This window comes from bacterium (genome assembly GCA_026398675.1).
In the GTDB taxonomy this organism is placed as follows: Bacteria; RBG-13-66-14; RBG-13-66-14; order RBG-13-66-14; family RBG-13-66-14; genus RBG-13-66-14.
In genome coordinates this window covers 1-4,646 of record JAPLSK010000129.1, presented here as the reverse complement: position 1 = coordinate 4,646, position 4,646 = coordinate 1, and the positions used below count along the sequence as shown (strand labels likewise).

The following is a 4,646-nucleotide window of genomic DNA, read 5'->3' as shown; positions in this document are numbered from 1 at the left end:
CGGGGACTTTAGTCCCCGCCGCTTAAAATTCCCGGCCTCGACCCTCACCCCAACCCGTAGGCGCGCCTCTCCCTAAAAGGGAGAGGGGGACGGACCGCCTAGACCTCCGAGATGTCGGCGATCTTCTCCGCCAGCAGGGTGTCTATCTTCGCCGCGTGCTCGTCGGTCATCTTCTGGACCACGTCTATGAGCCGGTCGCGCTCGTCCTCGCTGATGTCGCCCTTCTTGGCGGCGCTCTTCAGCAGCTCGTTGACGTCGCGGCGGACGTTGCGGATGGAGACCTTGCCCTCCTCGGCCAGGCGGTGGGCCACCTTCACCAGCTCCTTGCGCCGGTCCTCGGTCAGCGGCGGGAAGGGGAGGCGGATGACCACGCCGTCGGAGGACGGGGTTATGCCGAGGTCCGACGACTGGATGGCCTTGACGATGGCCTCCACGGCGGTCCTGTCCCAGGGCTGGACGACGACCATGCGCGGCTCGGGGACGCCGATGGTGGCCATCTGATTCAGGGGGGTCTGGGTGCCGTAGTAGTCCACGCGGATGGAGTCCAGGATGGCGGGGTTGGCGCGTCCGGTGCGGATGGCGCGCAGGTCGCGCTTGGTGGCCTCCACGGCCTTCACCATGTTCTCGTGGGTCTCTTTGAGCCTCGGTTCGACCATCTCACCCCTCCCGCGTTTGCGCCCGGTGGCGCGTCGGGGAATAAATGATAGCGTTTTTCAAGGGCCGATGACGGTGGCGAAGCCCGGCTCGGTGAGAGCCTTGAGGGGTCCGCCCGCCGCCTCGCCGGAGAAGACTAAAATCTCGATTCCGCCCCGTCGGCAGAGCTCCACCGCGGCCAGGTCCATCACGCCCAGCCGACGTTCGAGGACCTCGTCGTAGGTCAGCCTGTCGTATCTCTTGGCCGCGGGGTCGGCCTTGGGATCGGCGGAGTAGACGCCGTCCACCTGGGTGGCCTTTAGGATGATACCGGCGCCAAGTTCCAGAGCGCGCAGGGCCGCGGCTGTGTCCGTGGTGACGAAGGGCGCGCCGGTCCCGCCGCCGAAGACGCCGATGCCCCCCGAATCCAAAAATTCCCGCACCGTCTCCGGGTGGTAGACGGCCACGTGGCCCGGCAGGGGGATGACCGAGTAGGCCCGGGCCTTGACCCCGGCCGTAGAGAGCGCGTCGGCCAGCGCCAGGGCGTTTATCACCGTGGCCAGCATCCCGGCGGTGTCGGCGGCGACGCGGTCGGAGAAGGCGGAGTCGCGCCCGCGCAGGAGGTTCCCCGCTCCGCACACCACTCCGACCCCGTACCCCGCGCCCGTGAGCCCGGCGAGGTCGGTCGCCGCCCGGGAGAGCGCGTCCGCCTCCAGGGGTGAAAAGCCCCCCGGTCCGCGGCCTCCCAGCCGCTCGCCGGAGAGCTTCACTATAACCCGCTTGGGATTCAAGCCTCGGACTCCAGTCGCGTCCCGTTTGACTGTCACGTCACCCGCTCGGGTTTCAAGCCCGGGACTTCAATTTCTTCCCGTCCAGTAGCCACTTCACCCCGCGGATTCACCATCACCGCTCGGGATTCAAGCCTAGGACTCCTCGCCCAGCTTGAAGCGGACGAAGCGCGCCACCTGGATGTTCTCGCCCAGCCTGGCCACGTGCTGCTTGATGTACTCCTCCACCGTCCGGTCTTTCTCTTCCGGCTGGTTCTTCACGAAGGTCTGGTTCACGAGGGCGTTTTCTTTCAGGAATTTCTGTATCTTGCCCTCGACCATTTTCTCGATAATCTGAGGCGGTTTGCCGGACTGGGCGGCCTGCTCGGCGTACACGCGGCGCTCGGCCTCCAGCACCTCCGGGGAAAAACCGTCGGCGTTCACGGCCAGGGGCGCCATGGCGGCCACTTGCATGCAGAGGTCTTTGGCCAGGGTCTTGAAATCCTCGGTGCGGGCCACGAAGTCCGACTCGCAGCGCAGCTCGAGCATGACGCCCAGCTTGCCGCCGGCGTGGACGTAGGTGTGGATGAGCCCCTCGTCGGCGCAGCGGCCCGACTTCTTGTCGGCGGAGGCCAGGCCCTTGACCCGCAGGAACTCGACCGCCTTCGCCGTGTCGCCGCAGGATTCCAGGAGGGCCTTCTTGCAGTCCACGATGCCGGCGCCGGTTTTCTTCCGCAGCGCCATGACCTCTTGGGCGGAAATCTCTGCCATTCTCACCTCGGATTCACGAGCGGTTTATCGTCAAGGGTCAGGCGACGAACGTCTCACCGACGATCTGGCCGCCGGTGGCGGCGGCGGCGCCCTCGATGACGGCATCGGCGATGGCCCGGCTGATGAGCTGGATACCCCGGATGGCGTCGTCATTGCCGGGGATGAGGTAGGTCAGCTCGTCGGGGTCGGCGTTGGTGTCGGCGATGGCCACGATGGGAATCCCCAGGGTGTTGGCCTCCTTGACGGCGATGTGCTCCCGCTTGGGGTCCACCACGAAGAGCCCCTGGGGCGGGGTCTTCATCTTCCGGATGCCCACCAGGAGCGAGGAGAGCTTCTGGTGCTTCTTGCTGAGCATGGTGCGCTCCTTCTTCGAGAGGCCCTCGAAGCTCTCGGAGCCGAGCAGATGCTCCAGCTTGTCCAGGCGGTCCAGGCTGCCCTTGATGGTCTGGAAGTTGGTCAGTGTTCCGCCGAGCCAGCGCTTGGTGACGTAGAACATGCCGGCGCGCTCGGCCTCCTGGGCGACTATGGACTGGGCCTGGCGCTTGGTGCCGACGAAGATGAGCTTCCCGCCGCGCGCCACGGTCTGGGTGATGAAGTCGCACGCCTTTCGCAGGAGCTGCACCGACTTTTGCAGGTCAATTATATAGATGCCGTTGCGTTCCCCGTAGATGTAGGGCTTCATCTTGGGGTTCCAACGGCGGGTCTGGTGGCCGAAGTGGATGCCGGCCTCCAGCATGGCTCGCATGGAGAATTCGGGCATGGTTCCTCGTTTCATCCTCCGCCCCCTCAACCCCCCCATCCCCCCCGGTCTCGGGGGGGCGGGCTCGCGGGGCACGTCGGCGGAGATTCGTTAAGTTATCTCCGCGTGCGCTCCCCGGTGGGAAACCGAAGTTTCCGGGGCAACGAGTGTGTTGGGGGCGTGCGTATTGGCCCTTCGGGGGCCGGTTTAGCGTCCGGGTGGACGCGGCTTAACGCTTGGAGAACTGGTAGCGTGCGCGGGCGCCGCGCTGGCCGTACTTCTTGCGCTCCTTTATCCGGGCGTCGCGACGGAGGAGCCCGGCCGCCTTCAGGGGGTGCCGGAGCTCGGAGTCGTACTTCTCGAGGGCCCGCGCGATGCCCAGGCTCAGGGCCTCCGCCTGGCCGGTGAGGCCGCCGCCGGTGAGGGTGGCGTGCACGTCGAAGCGGTCGGCGGCGTTGGCCGTATCGAGGGACTGCCGGACCCTCTTGCGCCACGCCTCCCGGGGGAAGTATTCCACCATATCGCGCCGGTTGACCAGGATCTTGCCCTCGCCGGTGACGATGCGCACCCGGGCGATGGCGGTTTTACGGCGTCCGGTGGCCCAGATGGAGCTCTTTTCGACCATGGCGTTCCTTAACCCTCGAGGGTGCAGGCCGCGGGTTTTTGAGCCTGATGCCTGTGCTCGGGTCCCGCGTAGACCCGCAGGCGTTTCAGCATTTGCCGTCCGAGGTGGTTCTTGGGCACCATCCCCGCCACGGCCCAGTGGACGACGAGGTCGGGGTGGTGCTCCATAATCACGGCGTAGGGGGTGGACTTCAGCCCGCCGGGGTAGCCCGAGTGGTGGCGGTGGAACTTCTGCTCCAGCTTTCGGCCGGTGAGCTTCACCTGTGCGGCGTTGACCACGACGACGAAATCGCCGGCGTCGAGGTGCGGCGCCCAGTAGGTTTTATGCTTGCCGCGCAGCAGTCCGGCCACCCGTGTCGCGACGCGACCCAGGGGTATGTCGGCGGCGTCCACCAGGTGCCAGACGCGCTCCACGTCGGCCAGCTTTTTCTGAAAGGTGCCCATTTCTTTAGTACTCTCCTGGGGCCCGTTGAATCGCCGGCCTTCCCGGCGCGCGGACCACAAGTATAGAAAAGGGCGGGCGCGGATGTCAAGGAAAGGCCCGTCGTCCGGGCCGGTTTTTCGTCGGGGGCGGGGGGAATTTTTTAGGAGGCGGCCCTCACGCCCGGTTGCGATGACGTAGGGCGGCCCCGTAGGACGAGTCCTCTGCGGGCCGCCGCTTTCAAGTTCCCTATCTCGACCCTCACCCTAACCCGTAGGCGCGCCTCTCCCTAAAAGGGAGAGGGGGTATACGGAACCCCTCACCCCGGCCCTCCCCCCAGAGGGGGGAGGGGGTGATGGCAGCCCTCACCACTGGTTGCGATGACGTAGGGGCGGGGCTCCGTCCCCGCCCGCGGGCGACCGCGGAGGGTCGCCCCTACGTCCGAACATTGCGGTTCTTAAATGTAAGGCGGGGACTTTAGTCCCCGCCGTTTTTACGTTCCCACCTTCGACCCTCACCCAAGCCCTCTCCCTAAAAGGGAGAGGGGATATGCGGCAGCCCTCACCCCAACCCGTAGGCGAGCCTCTCCCTAAAAGGGAGAGGGGACATGCAGCAGCCCTCACCCCCATCCCCGTCGGCGCGCCGCTCCCACGGGGAGAGGGGGACGCGGGCCTACGTCCTATTCCTTTCC

The 4,646-nt window shown here is 66.4% G+C and carries 6 protein-coding genes; all 6 read right to left on the bottom strand.

The annotated features are described in order from the left end of the window. Window positions 1-98: 98 nt before the first annotated feature. Entirely contained in the window at window positions 99-656 is a 558-nt protein-coding gene (gene frr / locus NTW26_03155; GenBank protein MCX7021272.1) for a ribosome recycling factor, read from the bottom strand. A gap of 57 nt (window positions 657-713) precedes the next feature. Then, entirely contained in the window at window positions 714-1,424 is a 711-nt protein-coding gene (gene pyrH, locus NTW26_03150) for a UMP kinase (GenBank protein ID MCX7021271.1), read from the bottom strand. A gap of 132 nt (window positions 1,425-1,556) precedes the next feature. After that, the gene (locus NTW26_03145; protein ID MCX7021270.1) at window positions 1,557-2,171 is read right to left on the bottom strand and encodes a translation elongation factor Ts; all 615 of its coding nucleotides are present in this window, start codon (window positions 2,169-2,171) and stop codon (window positions 1,557-1,559) included. Between the two features lie 37 nt (window positions 2,172-2,208). Further along, window positions 2,209-2,946, bottom strand: a complete 738-nt coding sequence (rpsB, locus tag NTW26_03140) for a 30S ribosomal protein S2 (GenBank protein MCX7021269.1) — start codon at window positions 2,944-2,946, stop codon at window positions 2,209-2,211. A 193-nt stretch (window positions 2,947-3,139) separates the two neighbouring features. Then, window positions 3,140-3,535 (bottom strand): 30S ribosomal protein S9, encoded by a 396-nt coding sequence (gene rpsI, locus NTW26_03135; protein MCX7021268.1) that lies wholly within the window; start codon window positions 3,533-3,535, stop codon window positions 3,140-3,142. Between the two features lie 8 nt (window positions 3,536-3,543). Then, complete coding sequence (rplM, locus tag NTW26_03130) at window positions 3,544-3,978, bottom strand: 50S ribosomal protein L13 (protein MCX7021267.1); 435 nt, start codon at window positions 3,976-3,978, stop codon at window positions 3,544-3,546. Window positions 3,979-4,646: the final 668 nt, after the last annotated feature.

Excerpts from the sequence above, each read along its gene's own strand:
- frr (MCX7021272.1), bottom strand. The coding sequence starts at position 656 with ATGGTCGAACCGAGGCTCAAAGAGACCCACGAGAACATGGTGAAGGCC.
- NTW26_03145 (MCX7021270.1), bottom strand. The coding sequence starts at position 2,171 with ATGGCAGAGATTTCCGCCCAAGAGGTCATGGCGCTGCGGAAGAAAACC.
- rpsI (MCX7021268.1), bottom strand. The coding sequence starts at position 3,535 with ATGGTCGAAAAGAGCTCCATCTGGGCCACCGGACGCCGTAAAACCGCC.
- rpsB (MCX7021269.1), bottom strand. The coding sequence starts at position 2,946 with ATGAAACGAGGAACCATGCCCGAATTCTCCATGCGAGCCATGCTGGAG.
- rplM (MCX7021267.1), bottom strand. The coding sequence starts at position 3,978 with ATGGGCACCTTTCAGAAAAAGCTGGCCGACGTGGAGCGCGTCTGGCAC.